Genomic DNA, 19715 nt, shown 5'->3' on the forward strand with positions numbered 1-19715 from the left:
CAACCGAAAGGCCCATCCATGCACGACTACAAATGGCTGCACGAATACTGCCTCAATCGCTTCGGTTCCGCGGCGGCGCTGGAAGCGCGGTTGCCGCAGCCGCGCAGCACCGATGAGCTGCGAGCTGTCCCGGACGATCGCTACCTGTCGCTGATCAGCCTGCGCATCTTCCGTGCCGGGCTCAAGCACAGTCTGGTGGACGCCAAGTGGCCGGCCTTCGAGCGGGCGTTCTTCGGCTTCGATCCGGAAAAGGTGGTGCTGATGGGCGGCGAGCACATCGAGCGGCTGATGCAGGACGCCCGGTTGATCCGCCATCTGGGCAAGCTCAAAAGCGTACCGCGCAATGCCCAGTTCGTGCTGGACGTGGCCAAGGAGCGGGGCAGCTTCGGCAATCTGCTGGCGGACTGGCCGAGCAGCGACATCGTCGGCCTGTGGCGCTATCTCGCCAGGCACGGCAGCCAGCTCGGCGGCCTGTCGGCGCCGCGCCTGTTGCGCATGGCCGGCAAGGACACCTTCGTGCCCAGCGACGACGTGGTGGCGGCGCTCAAGGCACAGGAAATCGTCGACAAGGTGCCCAGCAGCCAGCGCGATCAGGCTGCGGTTCAGGCGGCCTTCAATCAATGGCAGGCCGAAAGTGGCCGGCCGCTCTGTCAGCTTTCGGCGATGCTGGCCTTCACCGTGAACCACTGAGAGCGCTGCGACGGTTTGGCACAGCGCTGCGCGAATAGGCGCGGTGTAGAGTTCAAACATGACCATCGTCAAAGACAAACGTGCGCAGATCGTATGGGTGCTTCTCACCTGCATCCTGCTCAATGTCTTTGTCTGCAGCCTGAACCATGCCAGCCATGTGGGTTTCGAGCTGGCCATGGGGCAGGACGCCTTCTGTTTCGCCGATGGCACGTCATCCGGCGGCAAGACGCCCGCTGCAGGTGCCCATGACGCCCCCGAACAGGCTTTCGACTGCCCGCTGTGCAGTTCGCTGTTCCTCGCCGTCGTCGTGCTGCTGGCCCTGGGCTGGCTGGGCCGGCGGGCGAGGGGGCCGCTTGCGCGCCCGCGCGATGATCTGCGCGGCCCGCGCCAGCAATGGCCGGCGCTGAATCCGCAGGCTCCCTGAAGCTTTCCTGACTGACGTACCGCCGCCGCTGTTGCGCCAGTGCTGCAGTCGGCCGGCCAACTGTCGGAACCCTCCGACGGCACGCTCGCTTCAGGGGATTTCAGCATGACCATGATGGAACGCTTCACCCGCGCCGAGAGCCGCGTCAGCTATCGGCTGCCTTTCCCGGACTACCCCAGCAACGCGCGCAGCTTCGTGCATCTGGATGCCAAGCTGCTGCCGTACTGGCACGCGCTGTTCGACGTCTGCCCGCGTCTGCTCAGGCTCGACCCACCGGACGGCCTGCAGATCTTCCGCCAGTTCATGACCTGGGCGTATGGCTGCCAGCTCGCCCTCGACTGGACCTTCCACCTCGGCGTGTGCCGCTGGCTGCTCGCTTCGGACTATCGCGAGCTGATCGAGGCGCAGGACATCGAGGCGATGATGCTCGCCGCCGCGGCGCGCTGGGTAGCCAGCGACGACAGCCCGGCCATCGGTATCGTGCTGGCCTGGCAGGCTGGCGACGAGCCGGTCTTCGACTGGAAGCCGCGGGTTCGCCAGGCCGCGCGGTTGACGGCACAGGCCGAGGAACTGCCGCCGACGCGCTGGGACTTCGCCTGGAGTCCGCTCGCCTCCAGCGGCAGTAACGGCTTTCGCCGCTGGCTGCGTGTGCCATGACCGCGACCGGATGCCGCATCCCCAGGTTTTCTGCTGCCTTTGCATGGGGCCTGCCGGTCGCGCCGCTACGTTCTGCAAGCGACGCCGCGCGGCGATCACGGCCGGCTCGGCGGGGTGGGGCAGGCTGTCGCAGTTGTCGCCAGATCCGGCGCTTCCGACACTGCGCTCGCCCTGAACCCGAGCAGTGCTTCCACGGGTGGGTTTGGGGCGCGGCGATTGAGTCCGGGCCGCGTGTCCGGGTCCCGGCCCTCACCCCCAGGGGGCCTTCAATCGCAACTGGCGGTGATGGCGGCAGGCGTTGCGGCAGGTTTCTGCCGGGCGTCGGGCGAGCCGGGAGGTAAGCATGTTCAAGTCATCGCTCAAGCGAGACATCGTGCTGGTGTTGCTGGTCAAGGTCGCGATCCTCACAAGCATAAAAACCATCTGGTTCGATGCTCCCAGCATTCCCGAGAACGGTTCGGCGAGGGTCGCCGAGCATTTGCTTGATAAGCGGGATACCAATCCCGAGGGAGGGCCGAGATGATCTCGGAAAGCGTTGTCGATCTGTCCCGTCTGCAATTCGCCATGACGGCGATGTACCACTTTCTCTTCGTGCCGCTGACCCTGGGGCTCGCGTTCCTGCTGGCCATCATGGAGTCGGTCTACGTGATGACCGGCAAGCAGGTCTACAAGGACATGACCCAGTTCTGGGGCAAGCTGTTCGGCATCAACTTTGCCTTGGGCGTCACCACCGGGCTGACCATGGAGTTCCAGTTCGGCACCAACTGGGCCTATTACAGCCACTACGTCGGCGACATCTTCGGTGCACCGCTGGCCATCGAGGGGCTGATGGCGTTCTTTCTGGAATCGACCTTCATTGGCCTGTTCTTCTTCGGCTGGGATCGCCTCTCGAGGGTGCAGCACCTGGCGGTGACCTGGCTGGTGGCGCTGGGCTCGAACCTCTCGGCACTGTGGATTCTCATTGCCAACGGCTGGATGCAGAACCCGGTGGGTTCGGAGTTCAACTTCGAGACCATGCGCATGGAACTGGTGGACTTCGGCGCGCTGCTGTTCAACCCGGTGGCACAGGTCAAGTTCGTGCACACGGTGTCGGCCGGCTATGTCACCGGGGCGATCTTCGTGCTGGCGATCTCGTCGTTCTACCTGTTGAAGAAGCGCGACCTGGGCTTTGCCCGCCGTTCGTTCGCCATCGCCGCGGTGTTCGGCCTGGCTTCGACGATCTCGGTGATCATCCTCGGTGACGAATCCGGTTACGAGATCGGTGACGTGCAGAAGGTCAAGCTGGCGGCCATCGAGGCCGAGTGGGAGACCCACCCGGCGCCGGCCGGCTTCACCCTGTTCGGCCTGCCGAATCAGGACGAGCAGCGCACCGACTACGCGGTGAAGATCCCTTACGTGCTGGGGCTGATCGCCACCCGCTCGGTGGATGAGGAGGTCAGGGGCATCAAGGACCTGATCGCCGAACACGAGCTGCGCATCCGCAACGGCATGCTCGCCTACGAGCGCCTGCAGGTCCTGCGCAGTGGCGACAAGTCGGCCGCGGCGATTGCCGCCTTCAACGAAGTCAAGCAGGACCTGGGCTACGGCTTGCTGTTGAAGAAGTACACCGCCGATGTGGTGGACGCCAGTGACGAGCAGATCCACCGAGCCGCGCTGGACACCATCCCTGATGTGTTCAGCCTGTTCTGGACCTTCCGCGTGATGGTCGCCGCCGGTTTCCTGATGCTGGTGCTGTTCGCCCTGGCCAGCTGGGCTTCGATCAAGCGCAATGCCGAGCGCAAGCCCTGGCTGCTCAGGTTTGCGCTGTTCAGCCTGCCGCTGCCTTGGATCGCCGCGCAGACCGGCTGGTACGTCGCCGAGCATGGCCGCCAGCCCTGGTCCATCGCCGAGGTGCTGCCGACCCATCTGTCCACCTCGACGCTTGCCGCCGGCGATATCTGGGGGTCGCTGATCGCTCTGGTGGCCTTCTACAGCCTGCTGCTGGTGGTGGAAATGTTCCTGATGATCCGCTTCGCCCGCCTCGGGCCGAGCAGCCTGCATACCGGTCGTTATCACTTCGAGCTGCAGGCCGCCGGCCAGGCGCAGAAGTTGCGCGATGCGGTCGCCGTGCCTGCCGCCAAGGGGGCTCCCACCGAACCGTCCGCCGTGTGAGGGAAAGAAAATGTTCGACTACGAGGTTCTCAAGCTGGTCTGGTGGGTGCTGATCGGTGTGCTGCTGATCGGCTTCGCCCTGACCGATGGCTTCGACATGGGCGCCATGGCACTGATGCCCTTCGTCGGCCAGACCGACAACGAGCGGCGCGTCGCGATCAACACCATCGCGCCGCATTGGGATGGCAACCAGGTGTGGTTCATCACCGCGGGCGGCGCGCTGTTCGCTGCCTGGCCGATGGTCTATGCGGTGGCCTTCTCCGGTCTGTACTGGGCGATGCTGCTGGTGCTGTTCGCGCTGTTCTGCCGGCCGGTGGGCTTCGACTACCGCAGCAAGGTCGAGGACCCGCGTTGGCGCAACGCCTGGGACTGGGCGCTGTTCGTTGGTGGGGCGGTGCCGGCGTTGGTGTTCGGCGTTGCCTTCGGCAACCTGTTTCTCGGTCTGCCGTTCCAGCTCGACGAATTGATGCGCTCGACCTATCACGGCTCGTTCTTCGCGCTTCTCAACCCGTTCGCGTTGCTCTGCGGCGTCGTCAGCCTGAGCATGCTCAGTGCCCATGGCGGCGCCTGGCTGATGCTGCGCACCGACGGCGCGCTGGCCGAACGCTCGCGGCAGGCAACATGGCTGTGTGCGCTGGTATTCCTGCTCGGTTTCGCCGCCGCCGGCGCCTGGCTGGTGTTGGGGGTTGAGGGCTTCAGCCAGCTGTCTGTCAGCGATCCGGGCGCGGCACTCAATCCGTTGCTGGACAAGCAGGTAGCGCAGGACAACGCCGGCTGGCTGGCCAACTACGGCCGCTATCCGGTCACTCTGATCGCGCCGGCTGCGGGCATCCTCGGGGCGTTGCTGGCGCTGCTCGGTTCCAGTCGCAACAGCGGTGGAGTGAGCTTTCTCGGCACCAGTCTGATGATCGTCGGCGCCATCTGCACGGCTGGCTTCGCGCTTTTCCCCTTCGTCTTTCCGTCGAGCCTGGACCCGGCCTCGAGCCTGACCATCTGGGATGCGGTTTCGAGCCACAAGACCCTGGGCATCATGTTCGTCGTCGCCTGCCTCTTCGTGCCGCTGATCCTCTGCTACACGCTGTGGAGCTACGTGCGCATGTGGGGCCGGCTCACCCAGAAAACCATCGAAGCCAACCCTCACGGGCTCTACTGATCGAGCGGGCGGGCTTCCGTACTCGCCCGCCAAGGAGACGACTATGTGGTACTTCACCTGGATACTCGGCGTGCTGCTGGCCTGCAGCTTCGGCATCATCAATGCGCTGTGGCTGGAAGCCACCCAGGATCTGGATGCCGAGCCGTGAGCGGCATGGCGCACCGGCTGCTGTACCGGACTCCCGCGCGGCTTCTCTCTCTGCTGCTGGCGTCACCGCTGGCGCTGGTGCTGCTGATCCATCCGGCGGCGATGCTCGACGGACAAGGCGGCTACAGCCACCCCCAGCTGATGCTGGTGATGTGGGGGATTTCCGCAGGTTTCGTGCACGGCGTCGGCTTCGTTCCGCAGTGGTGGGGCTGGCGCTGGCTGCTCGGGCCACTGCCGGCCTGGCTGTTCTGCGCGCTGGGCTATGCCGTGCTGGCGCACGCGAGGCTGGGCTGAGCGGGCTCGGGTGCTCGGGCAGACAGAAGCCCTGGTTCGTGGTCTGATGGTGACAACCCCGCGGCATCGCCGCGGGCCAGTCATCGAACCGGGCTCGCCGTCATCATGGACATCGACAAGGCCGCGCGGGCGCTGGCCGCGGCCGAACGCCTGCTGATCATCACCGGAGCCGGGCTTTCCGCCGACTCCGGGCTGCCCACCTATCGTGGACTGGGCGGGCTATACAACGGGGCGACGGACGACGGCGTGCCGATCGAGGTGGCGCTTTCGGGGCCGACGCTGCAGCGCCAACCGGCGCTGTGCTGGAAATACCTCGCCGAGATCGGCCGCGCCTGCCTGCGCGCCGAGCCCAACGCCGGCCATTTCGCCATTGCCGAGTGGCAGCGGCAGAGGCCCGGCACCTGGCTGCTCACGCAGAATATCGACGGCTTCCATCGCCGGGCCGGCAGTCCGCCCGAGCGCCTGATCGAGATTCACGGCGAGCTGGCACCGCTGTCCTGCATGGCCTGCGGCGAGGTTGACAGGCGCCCGTTGGCCTCGCTGCTGGACGAGCCATTGCCGCCACGCTGCGAGGTTTGCGCCGGCGTGTTGCGGCCGGCCGTGGTGCTGTTCGAGGAGATGCTTCCGGAGCGCGCCCTGGCCCGCTTGCAGGAACAATCGCGCATTGGTTTCGATGCCGTGCTGGTGGTCGGCACCACCGCCAGCTTCGGCTATATCCTCGAACCGATATGGCGTGCCCGGCAGAGCGGGGGCCTGGTCGTGGAGGTGAACCTGCAACCCACCGACATCAATCCGCTGGCAAACCTCAGCCTGCAGGGAAGGGCCGCAGACGTTTTGTCGCACTTATTACGTCACATTTCATCCGATTGAATTTGATCATCGAAGCGATAGCGGGCATAGTCGCGGGCACTTTGAAATCACCGACACGGTCGTGCCCATGCGCCAACGCTTCGCACCCCTCGTGCCTCTCGCACTCATCGCCCTGCTGACGGCCTGTGCCGGTCAGCCTGTACAGACCGAGCAGCAGATCGAATCGCCTCGGCTGTCGCAAAACCATCCCCTGGCTGGCTTCGACTTCGCGGCCCTCGACAAGAGCGAAGAAGAGTCGCTGGCCGAGCTGACCGACGAGCACGAATACCAGTTGCCGGAACTGGCCGACAGCATCCTCGAACGCGGCTTTACCCTGGTCGGTACGCCTTATCGCTTCGGTGGCAATTCGGTGAAGACCGGGTTCGATTGCAGCGGCTTCGTCGGCTTCCTGTTCCGCAAGGAAGCAGGGCTCGAGCTGCCACGCTCCACCCGCGAGCTGATCAACCTCGACGCGCCGGTGGTCAAGCGCAACGAGCTCGAGCCGGGTGATGTGGTGTTCTTCAACAACCGTGGCCGTGGCCGCGTCAGCCACGCCGGCATCTACATCGGCGACGACCAGTTCATCCACGCCTCCAGCAGCCGCAGCGGCGGCGTGCGCGTCGACAGCCTGGACGACAAGTACTGGCGCGCCAGCTACATGGAAGCCAAGCGCGTGCTGGCACTGGCTTCGGAGCTGACCCCGCACACCGCGCACCGCTGACCGGACGATCTGCGGGGGTTGCGTCTTCCCCCGCATGCCGGCAGAGTGATGGCTCGTTTGCCTGGACCGCTCTGCCATGCGCTATCTGGCCCGTTCCACCCTTGTGGTTCTTTTCGCCTTGCTGGCTGCCTGTGCCGGCAAGCCGCCGGCGCCGCCAATCGCCGAGGCGCCTAGCACTCCCCACGCCATGCCCGGTATCGCCGAGGATGTGCTGTTCAGCGCACTCGGGCTGGTCGGTACGCCCTATCGCTGGGGTGGCAACACGCCGGACAGCGGCTTCGACTGCAGCGGGCTGATCGGCTACGTCTACCGTGGTGCAGCCGGTATCGATCTTCCTCGTACCACTCAGGAAATGAGCAATCTGCGCGGGCCGAACGTGCGTCGTCACGCGCTGCAACCCGGCGATCTGGTGTTCTTCGCCACCAACGGTGGGCGCCGCGTCAGCCATGCCGGCATCTATGTCGGCCAGGACCGTTTCGTCCACGCGCCTTCGTCCGGCGGCACCGTACGCCTGGACAGCCTGACCGCCAGTTACTGGCAGAAGAGCTACCTCGGCGCCAAGCGTGTGCTCGACCACGAGCAACTGGCACGCAATCCCTGAAATCGACCGTCCTTTCAACGTGCCGGTTCGTCGCCTTTAGTCCTGTTCATATCCTGCAACAGTCTGCGTTTGACATGCGGTGATATCGCTTCGCCGGCCGTTTGGCTACCATGCGCATCCCCAATTCCTCGCGTGCGTCGATCCGTCGCGCATAGACCCTTTTCCCACTTCTCCTTTAGGTGAGTTATGCCTGTATTGCTGACGTACGTGCTGATCGCACTGGCGGTGGCGGCACTGCTTGGTGTCGTGCTCGAAGAAATTACCCATGTGAACAAGGCCAAGGTCACGCTGTTCTTCGGCACCCTGGCCTGGTTGCTGCTGTTCATGTTCGCCCCGGCAGGCGAGGTGCGGGAAACCGTGCTGGAAAGCCTCAACGAGAACATCGCCGAGATTGCCGGCTTGTGGATATTCCTGGTGGCGGCGATGACCTTCGTCGCCTACCTGAACAAGAAGGGCATGATCGAGAACCTGATCTACCTGGTGTTGCCCAAGCGGATCAGCGAGCGGGCCTTGCTGTTTCTCACGGCGACCTTCTGCTTCGTGTTCTCGTCGCTCGCCGACAACATCACGGCGACGCTGGTCTCCATCACGCTGATCCTGTCGTTGCAGCTGGATCGGGCCAAGACCATCAAGTTCGCCACGCTGGTGGTGTTCGCGGTCAACTCCGGCGGCGTCGCGCTGATCACCGGTGACGTCACCACGCTGATGATCTTCCTCGCCGGCAAGGTGGCGATTCTCCAGCTGCTGGCCCTGGCCGTGCCCGCCTTCGTCGCGGTGATGGTGCTGGCGGCGATGCTGTCGATCGGCATGAAGGGCGAAGTGGTGGTACAGGGCCATCGCAACGATGTGCGCGGCGTGGATGTGGCCATCGCGCTGATCTTCCTCTGCACCATTCTGAGCACCATCATCGGCAACTTCCTGTTCCAGATTCCGCCTGTGCTGACCTTCCTCGCCGGGTTGTCGGTGATGTTCCTGGTGGCGCGCTTCTTCAGTGATGACAACGATTCCGACCCGATTCTCGAGTACGTGCGCCAGGTGGAGTTCGAGACGCTGTTCTTCTTCCTCGGCATCCTGCTGCTGGTGGGCATGCTCAAGGAAATCCGCGTGCTCGACGGGCTGGTGCACATTTATGACCAGGTGCCGGCGGTGATGGCCAACTACCTGATGGGGGTGATGTCGGCGGCGATCGACAACGTGCCGCTGACCGCCGCGCTGCTCAAATCCGGGTTGGAAATGGGCGTTGCCGAATGGATGGTGCTGACCTACGCGGTCGGTGTCGGCGGTTCGCTGCTGGTGATCGGTTCGGCCTCCGGTATCGTCGCGATGAGCAAGGTTCCGGGGCTGACCTTCGGCAGCTACCTGCGGCACATGCTCTATCTGTTCGTCGCCTTCAACATCGGTTTTGCCGGCGTTTACCTGATCGGTCTGTCGATAGGCTGAGAACCCCGCGCGAGCGCCGGGATCACCAGCTCAGGTTGAAGTGCGAACCCAGCACGAAACGGCCAGCGGAAAGATCCCAGCGCTCGACGCAGACCTTCTTCTCATCGCCCGGGTGCAGTTTCAGCCGGTTGAAGGAGTTCGGCGAGGTGCCGCGCAGGCGAGTGGAAAGCGTGGTGCCGGCCTGCACCATCCAGATTTCGCGGGCGAGCCCGGGATACTGCCTGGACAGCGGCAGCACGTAGGGCAGGTGGATATGCCCGCCCATGACCAGGTCCAGGCCATGCTCTGCCCAGCGCTGCAGCGCGGGTTCGGCGCCGTGCTGCAGGTTGCTCAGGTCGCTCGGCACCATGGCGCCGAACGGCTGATGCGCCACCACGATGCGAATCTTGCCCGGGTCGCTTTCCTCCAGACGCCGCGCCACGCGCTCCACCTGCCGTGCCGTTACCACGCCGTCCTTGTGCCGGCGGGGATGGGTGGTGTTGAGCCCGATCACCAGCATCTGTTCGTTCTCGAAGACCGGCTCCAGATCGTCACCGAAATGCTGGCGGTAATTGCCGTAGGGTGTGAACAGGCGTGCGAAGACGTTGTACAGCGGGATGTCGTGGTTGCCCGGAATCACCAGCGTATCGCCGACGCCATCGGCCTCCAGGCGGCGGACGAAGGCGGCGGCACTGGCGAACTGGCCGCGGCGGGCGCGCTGGGTGATGTCGCCGGAGAACACCAGCAGGTCTGCTCGATGCTCGCGTACATGATCCTCCAGCGCCTGGACCACGGCGGGTTGCTCGGTGCCGAAATGGGTGTCGGAGATCTGCACGATGCTGGTCATGGGCTTGGCTGATGGTCCTGGCTGATGGCTGGCATTGTTGCATTCGAAGCCTTTCGGCGTCCGCCGTTCCAAGCGGCGAGATGCAAGCGGAAATTGCAGAGGCTGCGCGACAACCTCATGGTTGCGCGATGTTCGACCTTGGACTAACCTCCGCGTCGCCTCAGGTGCCCCCTGGCCTTGTGCCAGACGGGTGAAACAGGGAAGCCGGTCCATTCTCACGAAGATTCCGGCGCTGCCCCCGCAACGGTAGGCGAGTCGAGAAACCGCAACGGCCACTGTGCATGACGCATGGGAAGGCGCGGTTTCGGGATGCCGCAAGGCATACGCTCGCAAGCCCGGAGACCGGCCTGTCGCATTTCACTGACAGTGCGGTGGGCGCTGGGCGGGTGCGTATCCCTCGCGGTATTCACTTCCTTTTGCGGTTCCTCCGTCTGTCTTCGTCGACTTTCAGTCGTGCGGGTGGGCACGACGGAGACCTGAACCTTGACTGGCAAGCCCCGTTTCACGCCAGCGGCCTATGTGCTGCTCGGCAGTTTTCCCTTTTCCATCGGCCAACTGGCCGCAGCCCCGCTGGACCTCGAACAGCAGGTGGTGACCGCCACCCGTACCGCGCAAACCGCCCAGCAGAGCCTGGCCGCAGTCACCGTGCTGGACCGCGAGCGCATCGAGCGCAGCCAGGCGGCTTCGTTACCCGAATTGCTCAAGCAGGTGCCTGGCGTTTCGCTGGCCAACAACGGCGGGCCTGGCAAGTCCACCGCGCTGTTCATGCGCGGCACCGAGTCCGACCACGTGCTGGTGATGATCGACGGTATCAAGATCGGCTCAGTGTCCGCCGGCGGAGCGGCCCTGCAGGATCTGCCACTGGAGTTGATCGAACGTATCGAGGTGGTACGCGGCCCGCGTTCCAGCCTGTACGGCTCGGAAGCCATCGGCGGGGTGATCCAGATCTTCACCCGCAAGGGCCAGGGGCAGGGCGTCAAGCCGTTCTTCTCCGCCGGCTACGGCACTCATGACACCTACACGGGCAGCGCCGGCGTTTCCGGCGGCGACGGCCGTGGCTGGTACAGCCTGGGCGTCAGCGGTTCGGACACCGACGGCATCAACGTGAAGTCGGCAGGCACCAGCGGTTATGAAAACGATGCCGATGGCTATCGCAACCTGTCTGCCACGCTTGCCGCCGGCTACCGCTTCGACAATGGCCTGGAGCTGGACGCCAACCTGCTGCAGGCCAAATCGCACAACGATTACGACAGTGTGAACAGCCGACGCACATCTGGCTTCGGCGCCAATGCCGATGGAGAGTCGAAGGTGTTCGTCACGCGCGCGCGCTTCAGCCCACTGGAGCCCTGGCGGGTAACCCTGCAGGCCGGGCGCAGCGAGGACAAGTCCGATGCCTATCAGGACGGGCGATTCAGCTCGCGTTTCGACAGCCGTCGCGACTCGCTGGCCTGGCAGAACGACATCGACATCGCCGCGGGCCACATGCTGACGGTAGGCGCCGACTACCAGCGCGACGAGATCAACGGCACCACAGCGTACGCCGAGGATTCGCGCGACAACTTCGGGCGCTTCGTCCAATACCTGGGCGAGGCCGGCCGCCATGACTGGCAGCTGTCACTGCGTCGGGACGACAACGAGCAGTTCGGCCTGCACGATACCGGCAACATCGGCTACGGCTATGCGCTGACCGACTGGCTGCGCGCCACCGTCAGCTACGGTACGGCATTCAAGGCGCCAACCTTCAACGAGCTGTACTTCCCGGACTACGGCAACCCGGCGCTGGACGCGGAGACCTCCCGCAGTCTCGAAGCCGGCCTGGCCGGTCAGCACGGTTGGGGACACTGGGCGGTGAACGCCTATCGCACCGTAGTGGATGACCTGATCGCCTATGACGCCAGCATCTCGGCTCCGGCCAACGTGCAGGAAGCGCGTATCCGTGGTGTCGAGCTGGTGCTCGGCAGCCAGCTGCTGGGCTGGGACTGGAACGCCAACTACAGCCTGCTGGAACCGGAGAACCGCTCCGCCGGCGCCAACCGGGGCAACGAACTGGCGCGTCGCGCCAAGCAGCTGTTCAACCTTGACCTCGATCGCCGGCTCGGCGCCTTCAGCATCGGTGCCAGCCTGCATGCCGAGGGACAGCGCTACGACGATCTGGCCAACACCCGCGAGCTGTCCGGCTACGCCACCCTCGATCTGCGCGGCGAATACCGCATCACCCCCGAGTGGCGCCTGCAGGCGCGCGTCGCCAACCTGCTGGATGCCGACTACGAGACCGCGGAGGGTTACAACCAGCCCGGCCAGGCGGCCTACCTGACGGTGCGCTACCAGGCGCTGTAAGACCGCGGCGCGGGCATGTCGCCCGCGCCCAGAGAAGGAGACTGCAATGATCAAGCTTGCCCCGAGATACCAGCTGCTGGTCGGCCTCGCGCTTGCCGCGCTGCTGGCCATGACCCGCGGACAGCACTTCGCCAACGTCAACCTGCCGAGCGCGTCCTGGGCGGTGTTCTTCCTCGCCGGCGTGCTGGTGCGGCCGAAGTGGGTGTTTCCGGCACTGTTTCTCGAGGCGTCGCTGCTCGATTTCGCCGCCATCCAGTGGGCGGGTGTGAGCGACTGGTGCATGTCGCCGGCCTACTGGATGCTGGTGCCGGCCTACGGTTCGCTGTGGCTGGGCGGGCGCCTGTATGCCCGCTGGCATCGCGACCAGTTCAGCAGTCTGGCGACCCTGGCCCTGTGCGTGATGGTCAGCGCCTTCGTCTGCTACCTGTTCTCCGGCGGCGGCTTCCTCTATTTCTCCGGGCGCTACCCCGAGCCGAGCCTGATGCTGCTGGTCGACCGAATCGCCACCTACTACCCGCGTTACCTGTCATCCCTAGCGCTGTACGTTGGCGTTGCGGCGCTATTGTTCATCGGCCTGCGCGCCTGGAGCGCCCAGCGCGGCGAGGCGCGGGCATGAGCGAATCGACCGAGCGCGACGAACGCCACAAGGCGCGCATGCAGCGCAAGAAGGCGCTGATGGACGAGAAGATCGCCGAGGCGCAGGACGAGTACGGCCTGCTGCTGGTGCATACCGGCAACGGCAAGGGCAAGAGCAGCTCGGCCTTCGGCATGCTGGCGCGTGCGCTGGGCCATGGCATGAAGGTCGGCGTGGTGCAGTTCATCAAGGGCGCGGCCAGCACCGGCGAGGAGGCGTTCTTTCGGCGCTTTCCGGACGAGGTGCGCTACCACGTCATGGGCGAGGGCTTTACCTGGGAAACCCAGGATCGCCAGCGCGACATCGCCAAGGCCCGCGAGGCCTGGGCGGTGGCGGCCGAGTTGCTGTCCGATCCCGAAATCGGCCTGGTGGTGCTGGACGAACTGAACATCGCCCTTAAGTACGGCTACCTGGAGCTCGCGCCAGTGCTTGCCGACATCGAATCACGGCCGCTGCTGCAGCACGTGGTGGTCACCGGCCGCGGCGCGCCCGACGGACTGATCGAGGCGGCGGACACCGTCACCGAAATGGGCCTGATCAAGCACGCGTTCAAGGCCGGGGTAAAGGCGCAGAAAGGCGTTGAGTTCTGATGCTCTCGTTCGCCATGCGCCGGGCCTTGCGTCAGCGCCGTTTGCCGTACTGGACGTACTGCTGCGCGGCGCTTCCTTGCGCGCACATGGGCGAAACGAGATGAACAGCAGGAGAGACCGCGATGATCAGTAGAAACTGCCCGGCGCTGTTGATTGCCGCCCCTGCATCCGGCCAGGGCAAGACCACCGTCACCGCGGCTCTGGCGCGGTTGCATGCGCGGCAGGGCAAGCGCGTGCGGGTGTTCAAGTGCGGGCCGGACTTTCTCGACCCCATGGTTCTGGCCCGTGCCAGCGGCCGCCCGGTCTACCAGCTCGACCTGTGGATGGTCGGCGAGGAGGAGTCGCGACGCCTGCTCTGGGAAGCGGCGGGCGAGGCCGACCTGATCCTGATCGAAGGGGTGATGGGCCTGTTCGACGGTGCGCCCTCGGCCGCGGATCTGGCGCGGCGCTTCGGCGTGCCGGTGCTGACGGTGATCGATGGCTCGGCCATGGCCCAGACCTTCGGCGCGCTGGCCCACGGCCTGAAGAGCTTCCAGCCGGACCTGCCGTTCGCCGGCGTGCTGGCCAACCGGGTCGGTAGCACGCGGCACGGCGAGATTCTACGCGACAGCCTGCCGGAGTCGATTCGCTGGTACGGCGCCCTGCCGCGCAGCCTCGACATGGAGCTGCCGAGCCGCCACCTCGGGCTGGTGCAGGCCGAGGAGCTGGCCGATCTCGATGCGCGCCTGGATGCCGCGGCCGACGCACTCGCGCAGAGCGCGGAAACCGAACTGCCCCCGGCCGTCAGCTTTGCGGCGCCGACTCGCGTTTCGCTGGAGCCGCTGCTGGCCGGCGTGCGCATCGGTGTGGCGCGCGATGCCGCCTTCGCCTTTCTCTATCAGGCCAACCTCGACCTGTTGCAGGCGCTGGGTGCCGAACTGCTGTTTTTCTCGCCGCTGCGCTTTGCCCGCCTGCCCGCGGTGGACAGCCTGTACCTGCCGGGGGGCTACCCCGAGCTGCACCTGCGTGCACTGTCGCGCAACGGACCGATGGCCGAGGCGATCCGCGCGCATCATGCAGCCGGCAAACCCATCCTGGCCGAATGCGGGGGGATGCTCTACCTGCTCGACGGGCTGACCGATCGCGGCGACGAGCGAGCCGAGATGCTCGGCCTGCTGCCCGGCGAGGCGCGCATGCAGCAGCGCCTGAGCGCACTGGCGCTGCAGGAAGTGGAACTGCCGGAAGGGCGATTGCGCGGCCACACCTTTCATCATTCGACGCTGGAATCGCCGCTGCAGCCGCTGGCCCGCGGCGAGTGTCCGAACTACAAGCGCACCGCCGAGGCGGTCTATCGAAGCGGGCGGCTGACCGCGTCCTACATCCATTTCTACCTGCCGTCCGATCCGCTGGCGGCCGCGGCGCTGCTCAGGCCATGAGTGCACACGCCTTCAGCGCCGAGGAGCGCGCCGCGGTCTACCGCGCCATTGCCGAGCGCCGTGACATGCGCCATTTCGCGGGCGGCGAGGTAGCACCGGAGTTGCTGTCGAAACTGCTCAACGCTGCGCACCAGGCACCCAGCGTCGGCCTGATGCAGCCGTGGCGTTTCGTTCGCATCACCTGTCCGACACGGCGTCAGGCCATCGCCAATCTGGTGGGCGAGGAGCGCCAGCGCACGGCCGTGGCGCTGGGCGAGCGGTCCGCCGAGTTCCTGCGGCTCAAGGTCGAGGGCATCGAGGACTGCGCCGAACTGCTGGTCGCCGCGTTGATGGATGGCCGCGAGGGGCACCTGTTCGGCCGCCGCACCCTGCCGGAAATGGATCTCGCCTCGCTGGCCTGCGCGATCCAGAACCTGTGGCTGGCCGCCCGTGCGGAAGGCCTGGGGATGGGCTGGGTGTCGCTGTTCGATCCCTTGGCGCTGGCTGCGCTGCTCGGCATGCCGGAAGGCGCCAAGCCGGTGGCGATCCTCTGCCTCGGCCCGGTGCACGAATTCTACCCGGCGCCGATGCTGGCGCTGGAGGGCTGGACGACGCCGAGGCTGCTGCACGAACTGGTTTTCGAGAACGGATGGGAGGTGACATGAGCAAGGGGCCGCAGCGGATCGTCTGTCTGTCCACCGAGACCTGCGAAACGCTCTACCTGCTGGGCGAGCAGGCGCGCATCGTCGGCATTTCCGGTTTTACCGTGCGCCCGCCGCAGGCGCGCAAGGAAAAGCCCAAGGTCAGCGGCTTCACCAGCGTCAAGCACGAGCAGATCCTGGCCCTGAAACCGGACCTGGTACTGGGCTACTGCGATCTGCAGGCCGACATGCTCGCCGAGCTGGCCCGCGAGGGGCTGGAGGTGCATCTGTTCAACCAGCGCGACATTGCCGGCATCCTGCGCATGATCGAGACGCTCGGCGCACTGGTGCACGCCAGCGAGCGCGCGCGGGCGCTGACCGCCGAGCTCCAGGCCGGGCTGGACGTCATCCGCGCCAGCGCGGCCAGCTTGCCTCGCCGGCCGCGGGTGTATTTCGAGGAGTGGAACGAGCCGCTGATTTCCGGCATCGGCTGGGTCAGCGAACTGATCGAACTGGCCGGCGGCGAGGACTGCTTCGCCGAGCTGGCGCCGTTCAAGCGCGCCAAGCAACGCATTATCGAGGATCCGCAGGACGTGGTGCGGCGCGCGCCGGAGCTGATCGTCGGCTCCTGGTGCGGCCGCCGTTTCCGCCCGGAACAGGTGGCGGCCCGACCGGGCTGGCAGGCGATCCCGGCGGTACGCAATGGCCAGCTGCACGAGATCAAGTCGCCGGACATCCTCAACCCCGGCCCGGCGGTGCTGACCGATGGCGTGCGGCAGCTGCATGCCCTGATTCGCGCGTGTGCGGAGCGCCCTGAGTGAGCGTGTTCCTCAGCGTCATCGCGGCGCTGCTGCTGGATGCGCTGCTGGGTGAGCCGAAGCGGGGCCATCCGCTAGTGGCCTTCGGACGCCTGGCCGACCGCCTGGAGCAGCATTTCAACGGTGCTGCGGGCCGTGGCTGGCGCAGCCATGGGGTGACAGCCTGGTGCCTGGCCGTGCTGCCGCTGACGCTGCTGGTCTGGCTGCTCAGCCTGTTGCCGGGCATCGGCTGGCTGGCGGAGATCGTGCTGCTCTATCTGGCCCTCGGCCTGCGCAGCCTGGGCGAGCATGCGCTGCCGGTGGCCCAGGCGTTGTGGCGCCACGACTTGCCCGAGGCGCGTCGGCGGGTGGCCTGCATCGTCAGCCGAGACACCAGCCAGCTGGATGAAGAGGGCGTGGCCCGTGCTGCCACCGAGTCGGTGCTGGAGAACGGCAGCGATGCGGTGTTCGCCGCGCTGTTCTGGTTCATCGTCGCGGGTGCGCCGGGTGTGGTGCTGTACCGTCTGAGCAACACGCTGGACGCCATGTGGGGCTATCGCAACGCGCGCTTCGAGCGCTTTGGCTGGGCCGCGGCGCGCATCGACGATCTGCTCAATTACGTGCCGGCACGGCTGGTCGCCCTGACCTATGCCTCGCTCGGCCGGACCCGTCGCGCGCTGCGTTGCTGGCGTACCCAGGCGCCCTTGTGGGACAGCCCCAACGCCGGCCCGGTGATGGCCGCAGGGGCCGGTGCGCTGGGCGTGGTGCTGGGCGGCGCGGCGATCTATCACGGGGAACTGCATGCCCGACCGGAGCTGGGCCGGGGCAGTGCCCCGCAGGCGCGGCATATCGAACATGCGCTGGATCTGGTCTGGGCAGGTGTAGGCGTCTGGCTGCTGGTGCTGCTGTTCGGAGGCTGGCTCTATGCTTGAGCACGGCGGTCGGCTGCGGCTGGCCGCGCAGCGCCACGGAATCCCGTTGTCGGACTGGCTGGACCTGTCCACCGGCGTGGCGCCCTATCACCCGGATCTGCCGACCATCACCAGCGATGCCTGGGCACGCCTGCCGGAGCCCGATGATGGGTTGGACGCGGCGGCGCAGCAATACTACGGGGCACGCGCGGTGCTGCCGGTAGCCGGCTCGCAAAGTGCCATCCAGGCCTTGCCGCGCCTGCGCGGGCCGGCGCGGGTCGGCATCGTCTCGCCCTGTTACGCCGAACACGCCAAGGCCTGGCGGCGTGCCGGTCACCGAGTCGTCGAGCTGTGCGAAGCCAGCGTGTCACGGGCGCTGGATCAGTTGGACGTGCTGTTGGTGGTCAATCCGAACAACCCAACCGGGCAGCTGATCGCAGCGCAGCGCCTGCTGCAATGGCGCAGCGCACTGGCGACCTACGGGGGCTGGCTGGTGGTGGACGAAGCGTTCATGGACTGCACGCCCGAGCACAGCCTGGCCGCGCACAGCCATCTGCCGGGGCTAGTGGTGCTGCGCTCGTTCGGCAAGTTCTTCGGCCTGGCGGGTGCGCGATTGGGCTTCGTGCTGGCCCATGCCGGTGTCCTGCGTGCGCTCGCCGAACTGCTTGGCCCCTGGACGGTGAACGGCCCGACGCGTCAGCTCGGCCGCCAGCTGCTGGCCGACCAGACCGGGCAGCAACGGCAGCGTGAGCGCCTGCACGGCGATGGCCAGCGCCTGGCCGAGCTGCTGCGGCGACATGCGCTGACTCCACTGGGAGGCTGCGCCCTGTTTCAGTGGTGGGTCGCTGCCGAAGCTGCGCAGTTGCACGAATTTCTCGCCCGCCGCGGCATCCTCACTCGGCTGTTCGCGCAGCCATCCAGCCTGCGCTTCGGGCTGCCGACCGACGCCGGTTGGCAACGTCTGGACCACGCTCTGCAGGCCTATCGGGAGCAACATTCATGACCACGCTGATGGTGCAGGGCACCACGTCCGACGCCGGCAAGAGCACGCTGGTGACCGCGTTGTGCCGCTGGCTGGCGCGCCAGGGTATCGCGGTGGTGCCGTTCAAGCCGCAGAATATGGCGCTCAACAGCGCGGTGACCGCCGACGGCGGCGAAATCGGCCGTGCCCAGGCGGTACAGGCGCAGGCCGCCAACCTTGCGCCGCACACCGACATGAACCCGGTGCTCCTGAAGCCCAACAGCGACATCGGGGCCCAGGTGATCGTCCATGGCCGCGCGGTGACCAGCATGGATGCCGTTGCCTACCAGGACTACAAACGCGTCGCGTTGCAGGCCGTGCTCGACTCGCACCGGCGGCTGTCCGCTGCGTATCGCGTGGTGATGGTCGAGGGCGCAGGCTCGCCTGCGGAGATCAATCTGCGCGCCGGTGATATCGCCAACATGGGCTTCGCCGAGGCGGTGGACTGCCCGGTGATCCTGATCGCTGATATCGACAAGGGTGGGGTGTTCGCACATCTGGTCGGGACCCTGGCGTTGCTCTCGGAAAGCGAGCAGGTGCGCGTGCAGGGCTTCGTCATCAACCGTTTTCGCGGCGATATCGCGCTGCTGCAACCGGGGCTGGACTGGCTGGAGCAGCGCACCGGCAAGCCGGTACTGGGTGTGCTGCCGTACCTGATGGATCTGCACCTGGAGGCCGAAGATGCCATCGATGTGCGCCAGGCCGGCAAGTCCGCCGAGGTCCTGAAGGTGGTGGTGCCGGTGTTGCCGCGGATCAGCAACCATACCGACTTCGATCCGCTGCGCCTGCATCCGCAGGTCGATCTGCAATTCGTCGGACCCGGCCAGCCCGTTCCCTCCGCGGACCTGATCATCCTGCCCGGTTCGAAAAGCGTGCGTGCCGACCTCGCCTGGCTGCGTGCCAACGGCTGGGAGGCGGCGATCCAGAAGCACCTGCGCTACGGCGGCAAGCTGCTTGGCATCTGCGGTGGCCTGCAGATGCTCGGCACGCGTATTGCCGATCCGCTCGGGCTGGAAGGCCCAGCGGGAGAAAGCGCCGGACTTGGTCTGCTGGACTTCGCCACCGTGCTCGAAGCCGACAAGCAGCTGCGTAACGTGCAGGGCCGGCTGCTGCCGGAAGCTGTGCCAGTCACCGGCTACGAGATCCATGCCGGCGTCAGCACTGGCTCGGCCCTCGCCTGGCCCGCGGTGCAGCTGGATGACGGGCGCGGCGATGGCGCCATCAGCGCCGATGGGCAGATCCTCGGCACATACCTGCACGGCCTGTTCGAAAGTCCCGATGCCTGCGCGGCGCTGTTGCGCTGGGCTGGGCTCGAAGCAGTGCAGCGGGTCGACTACCACGCGCTGCGCGAGCGCGACATCGAGCGGCTGGCCGATCTGGTCGAGACGCATCTGGACACCGCGAAGCTGCGCCGACTCTGCGGGCTGGGAGGCTGAC

At 66.3% G+C, this 19715-nt stretch carries 22 protein-coding genes and 1 riboswitch; of the genes, 21 read left to right on the plus strand and 1 reads right to left on the minus strand.

Annotated elements, in window-relative coordinates; translation table 11 throughout:
- Positions 1-18 precede the first annotated feature (18 nt).
- From PSTAB_RS06335 to nhaD, 12 genes are all read left to right on the plus strand, one after another.
- Positions 19-690 carry a DNA-3-methyladenine glycosylase I gene (locus PSTAB_RS06335; RefSeq protein ID WP_013982173.1) on the plus strand — a complete coding sequence of 224 codons (672 nt, stop codon included), beginning with the start codon at positions 19-21 and terminating at the stop codon, positions 688-690.
- Positions 691-748: 58 nt separating this feature from the next.
- On the plus strand, positions 749-1114 hold the full coding sequence (locus tag PSTAB_RS06340) for a DUF2946 domain-containing protein (RefSeq protein ID WP_013982174.1): 366 nt from the start codon (positions 749-751) through the stop codon (positions 1112-1114).
- A gap of 105 nt (positions 1115-1219) precedes the next feature.
- A complete protein-coding gene (locus PSTAB_RS06345) occupies positions 1220-1771 on the plus strand; it encodes a putative natural product biosynthesis protein (RefSeq protein ID WP_013982175.1) in 552 nt (183 codons plus the stop codon).
- A 343-nt stretch (positions 1772-2114) separates the two neighbouring features.
- Positions 2115-2294, plus strand: a complete 180-nt coding sequence (gene cydP / locus PSTAB_RS06350) for a cytochrome oxidase putative small subunit CydP (RefSeq protein WP_013982177.1) — start codon at positions 2115-2117, stop codon at positions 2292-2294.
- Entirely contained in the window at positions 2291-3922 is a 1632-nt protein-coding gene (locus PSTAB_RS06355; RefSeq protein ID WP_013982178.1) for a cytochrome ubiquinol oxidase subunit I, read from the plus strand. Before cydP ends, PSTAB_RS06355 begins: the two co-directional genes overlap by 4 nt.
- Before the next feature lie 10 nt (positions 3923-3932).
- Entirely contained in the window at positions 3933-5075 is a 1143-nt protein-coding gene (gene cydB / locus PSTAB_RS06360; RefSeq protein ID WP_013982179.1) for a cytochrome d ubiquinol oxidase subunit II, read from the plus strand.
- 43 nt (positions 5076-5118) lie between these two features.
- Positions 5119-5223, plus strand: a complete 105-nt coding sequence (gene cydX, locus PSTAB_RS20950; protein WP_003292563.1) for a cytochrome bd-I oxidase subunit CydX — start codon at positions 5119-5121, stop codon at positions 5221-5223.
- Positions 5220-5516 carry a cyd operon YbgE family protein gene (locus tag PSTAB_RS06370; RefSeq protein WP_013982180.1) on the plus strand — a complete coding sequence of 99 codons (297 nt, stop codon included), beginning with the start codon at positions 5220-5222 and terminating at the stop codon, positions 5514-5516. Before cydX ends, PSTAB_RS06370 begins: the two co-directional genes overlap by 4 nt.
- A 105-nt stretch (positions 5517-5621) precedes the next feature.
- On the plus strand, positions 5622-6386 hold the full coding sequence (locus PSTAB_RS06375) for an NAD-dependent protein deacylase (RefSeq protein WP_013982181.1): 765 nt from the start codon (positions 5622-5624) through the stop codon (positions 6384-6386).
- 67 nt (positions 6387-6453) lie between these two features.
- Positions 6454-7086 (plus strand): C40 family peptidase, encoded by a 633-nt coding sequence (locus PSTAB_RS06380; RefSeq protein ID WP_011912463.1) that lies wholly within the window; start codon positions 6454-6456, stop codon positions 7084-7086.
- 76 nt (positions 7087-7162) lie between these two features.
- Positions 7163-7687 (plus strand): C40 family peptidase, encoded by a 525-nt coding sequence (locus tag PSTAB_RS06385; protein WP_013982183.1) that lies wholly within the window; start codon positions 7163-7165, stop codon positions 7685-7687.
- Between the two features lie 186 nt (positions 7688-7873).
- Complete coding sequence (gene nhaD / locus PSTAB_RS06390) at positions 7874-9127, plus strand: sodium:proton antiporter NhaD (protein ID WP_011912465.1); 1254 nt, start codon at positions 7874-7876, stop codon at positions 9125-9127.
- 22 nt (positions 9128-9149) lie between these two features.
- Here the strand turns inward: nhaD and PSTAB_RS06395 are convergent, their stop codons facing one another.
- A complete protein-coding gene (locus tag PSTAB_RS06395) occupies positions 9150-9953 on the minus strand; it encodes a metallophosphoesterase family protein (protein WP_013982184.1) in 804 nt (267 codons plus the stop codon).
- A gap of 145 nt (positions 9954-10098) precedes the next feature.
- Positions 10099-10318: riboswitch (cobalamin riboswitch) on the plus strand.
- A gap of 118 nt (positions 10319-10436) precedes the next feature.
- Between PSTAB_RS06395 and btuB the strand changes: the two genes are divergently transcribed.
- The 9 genes from btuB (at position 10437) to PSTAB_RS06440 (ending at position 19714) form a co-directional block, all read left to right on the plus strand.
- Positions 10437-12290, plus strand: a complete 1854-nt coding sequence (gene btuB, locus PSTAB_RS06400; protein WP_013982185.1) for a TonB-dependent vitamin B12 receptor — start codon at positions 10437-10439, stop codon at positions 12288-12290.
- A gap of 46 nt (positions 12291-12336) precedes the next feature.
- On the plus strand, positions 12337-12906 hold the full coding sequence (locus PSTAB_RS06405; protein ID WP_013982186.1) for a hypothetical protein: 570 nt from the start codon (positions 12337-12339) through the stop codon (positions 12904-12906).
- The gene (cobO, locus tag PSTAB_RS06410) at positions 12903-13514 is read left to right on the plus strand and encodes a cob(I)yrinic acid a,c-diamide adenosyltransferase (protein ID WP_013982187.1); all 612 of its coding nucleotides are present in this window, start codon (positions 12903-12905) and stop codon (positions 13512-13514) included. Before PSTAB_RS06405 ends, cobO begins: the two co-directional genes overlap by 4 nt.
- A 122-nt stretch (positions 13515-13636) precedes the next feature.
- Complete coding sequence (locus PSTAB_RS06415; RefSeq protein WP_013982188.1) at positions 13637-14929, plus strand: cobyrinate a,c-diamide synthase; 1293 nt, start codon at positions 13637-13639, stop codon at positions 14927-14929.
- The gene (gene bluB / locus PSTAB_RS06420; protein WP_013982189.1) at positions 14926-15573 is read left to right on the plus strand and encodes a 5,6-dimethylbenzimidazole synthase; all 648 of its coding nucleotides are present in this window, start codon (positions 14926-14928) and stop codon (positions 15571-15573) included. The genes PSTAB_RS06415 and bluB overlap by 4 nt, the downstream gene beginning before the upstream one ends.
- Positions 15570-16370 carry a cobalamin-binding protein gene (locus PSTAB_RS06425; RefSeq protein ID WP_017244692.1) on the plus strand — a complete coding sequence of 267 codons (801 nt, stop codon included), beginning with the start codon at positions 15570-15572 and terminating at the stop codon, positions 16368-16370. Before bluB ends, PSTAB_RS06425 begins: the two co-directional genes overlap by 4 nt.
- A complete protein-coding gene (cbiB, locus tag PSTAB_RS06430) occupies positions 16367-17278 on the plus strand; it encodes an adenosylcobinamide-phosphate synthase CbiB (protein ID WP_013982191.1) in 912 nt (303 codons plus the stop codon). Before PSTAB_RS06425 ends, cbiB begins: the two co-directional genes overlap by 4 nt.
- Positions 17271-18260 carry a threonine-phosphate decarboxylase CobD gene (gene cobD, locus PSTAB_RS06435; protein ID WP_013982192.1) on the plus strand — a complete coding sequence of 330 codons (990 nt, stop codon included), beginning with the start codon at positions 17271-17273 and terminating at the stop codon, positions 18258-18260. Before cbiB ends, cobD begins: the two co-directional genes overlap by 8 nt.
- Positions 18257-19714: a cobyric acid synthase gene (locus tag PSTAB_RS06440; RefSeq protein WP_013982193.1), complete on the plus strand. Its 1458-nt coding sequence runs from the start codon at positions 18257-18259 to the stop codon at positions 19712-19714. Before cobD ends, PSTAB_RS06440 begins: the two co-directional genes overlap by 4 nt.
- The last annotated feature ends 1 nt before the right edge of the window (position 19715 follow it).

It is taken from the genome of Stutzerimonas stutzeri (assembly GCF_000219605.1).
Lineage (GTDB): Bacteria > Pseudomonadota > Gammaproteobacteria > Pseudomonadales > Pseudomonadaceae > Stutzerimonas > Stutzerimonas stutzeri.

What these genes read in the sequence shown, in the direction of transcription:
- PSTAB_RS06335 (WP_013982173.1), top strand. Translation starts at nt 19, where the DNA reads ATGCACGACTACAAATGGCTGCACGAATACTGCCTCAATCGCTTCGGT.
- PSTAB_RS06340 (WP_013982174.1), top strand. Translation starts at nt 749, where the DNA reads ATGACCATCGTCAAAGACAAACGTGCGCAGATCGTATGGGTGCTTCTC.
- PSTAB_RS06345 (WP_013982175.1), top strand. Translation starts at nt 1,220, where the DNA reads ATGACCATGATGGAACGCTTCACCCGCGCCGAGAGCCGCGTCAGCTAT.
- cydP (WP_013982177.1), top strand. Translation starts at nt 2,115, where the DNA reads ATGTTCAAGTCATCGCTCAAGCGAGACATCGTGCTGGTGTTGCTGGTC.
- PSTAB_RS06355 (WP_013982178.1), top strand. Translation starts at nt 2,291, where the DNA reads ATGATCTCGGAAAGCGTTGTCGATCTGTCCCGTCTGCAATTCGCCATG.
- cydB (WP_013982179.1), top strand. Translation starts at nt 3,933, where the DNA reads ATGTTCGACTACGAGGTTCTCAAGCTGGTCTGGTGGGTGCTGATCGGT.
- cydX (WP_003292563.1), top strand. Translation starts at nt 5,119, where the DNA reads ATGTGGTACTTCACCTGGATACTCGGCGTGCTGCTGGCCTGCAGCTTC.
- PSTAB_RS06375 (WP_013982181.1), top strand. Translation starts at nt 5,622, where the DNA reads ATGGACATCGACAAGGCCGCGCGGGCGCTGGCCGCGGCCGAACGCCTG.
- PSTAB_RS06380 (WP_011912463.1), top strand. Translation starts at nt 6,454, where the DNA reads ATGCGCCAACGCTTCGCACCCCTCGTGCCTCTCGCACTCATCGCCCTG.
- PSTAB_RS06385 (WP_013982183.1), top strand. Translation starts at nt 7,163, where the DNA reads ATGCGCTATCTGGCCCGTTCCACCCTTGTGGTTCTTTTCGCCTTGCTG.
- nhaD (WP_011912465.1), top strand. Translation starts at nt 7,874, where the DNA reads ATGCCTGTATTGCTGACGTACGTGCTGATCGCACTGGCGGTGGCGGCA.
- PSTAB_RS06395 (WP_013982184.1), bottom strand. Translation starts at nt 9,953, where the DNA reads ATGACCAGCATCGTGCAGATCTCCGACACCCATTTCGGCACCGAGCAA.
- PSTAB_RS06405 (WP_013982186.1), top strand. Translation starts at nt 12,337, where the DNA reads ATGATCAAGCTTGCCCCGAGATACCAGCTGCTGGTCGGCCTCGCGCTT.
- cobO (WP_013982187.1), top strand. Translation starts at nt 12,903, where the DNA reads ATGAGCGAATCGACCGAGCGCGACGAACGCCACAAGGCGCGCATGCAG.
- PSTAB_RS06415 (WP_013982188.1), top strand. Translation starts at nt 13,637, where the DNA reads ATGATCAGTAGAAACTGCCCGGCGCTGTTGATTGCCGCCCCTGCATCC.
- bluB (WP_013982189.1), top strand. Translation starts at nt 14,926, where the DNA reads ATGAGTGCACACGCCTTCAGCGCCGAGGAGCGCGCCGCGGTCTACCGC.
- PSTAB_RS06425 (WP_017244692.1), top strand. Translation starts at nt 15,570, where the DNA reads ATGAGCAAGGGGCCGCAGCGGATCGTCTGTCTGTCCACCGAGACCTGC.
- cobD (WP_013982192.1), top strand. Translation starts at nt 17,271, where the DNA reads ATGCTTGAGCACGGCGGTCGGCTGCGGCTGGCCGCGCAGCGCCACGGA.
- PSTAB_RS06440 (WP_013982193.1), top strand. Translation starts at nt 18,257, where the DNA reads ATGACCACGCTGATGGTGCAGGGCACCACGTCCGACGCCGGCAAGAGC.